The sequence below is a fragment of the Burkholderia sp. A2 genome, assembly GCF_001729305.1.
Lineage (GTDB): Bacteria > Pseudomonadota > Gammaproteobacteria > Burkholderiales > Burkholderiaceae > Burkholderia > Burkholderia sola.
The window spans coordinates 4,017-4,518 of the sequence record NZ_LZXX01000103.1 but is presented as its reverse complement, the minus strand read 5'-3'; the positions used below and the strand labels follow the sequence as shown (position 1 = coordinate 4,518).

Sequence of the window (502 nt, the reverse complement as noted above, 5' to 3'; positions counted from 1 at the left end):
CGTCGCTGCCGGCGCCCGGCGCGGGGCCGTTGCCCGGTAACGCCGCGACGCTGCCCGGGAAATATGCGCCCGCGGAGTGCCGTGCATAAGGCTGGCGGAGAGGGAGGGCGGCCGCGCATGCGGCCTCGCCGGCCGCTGCTTCGGCCGGCGAGGCTGCGGCTCGCGCCGGCTCGCGGAGCGACAGCCCCGCACAGAGCAGGGAAAGTTTTGTATAGTGCGCCGGTTGCTGACATCCGGTTCGCTCATGCCTTCCACTTTTTCCCGTTCGTTGTCGCTCGTTGCGCTGGCTGTCGCCCTGATCGTGCCGTACGCGATCACGAATCACACGTATCCGATCCCGACCTTCTATTCCGAGTTTTCCGCGCTGGTGCTGTATCTGCTGGTGGGCGTGTCCGTCGTGCTGCTCGCACGCACCGGCCGTCCGGCCCAGCCGTTTGCCGCGCCGGCGGCGTTCGCCGTGCCGCTCGGTTTTGCGGTGGTGCTGATCGCGCAGGTCGCGCTG

General features: G+C 69.3%; 2 pseudogenes. Both read left to right on the top strand.

The annotated features are described in order from the left end of the window. A pseudogene (locus tag A9Z05_RS37905) lies at positions 1 to 89 on the top strand (hypothetical protein); the annotation flags it as partial. Between the two features lie 155 nt (positions 90 to 244). Then, positions 245 to 502: pseudogene (locus A9Z05_RS37900) on the top strand (polymerase); the annotation flags it as partial.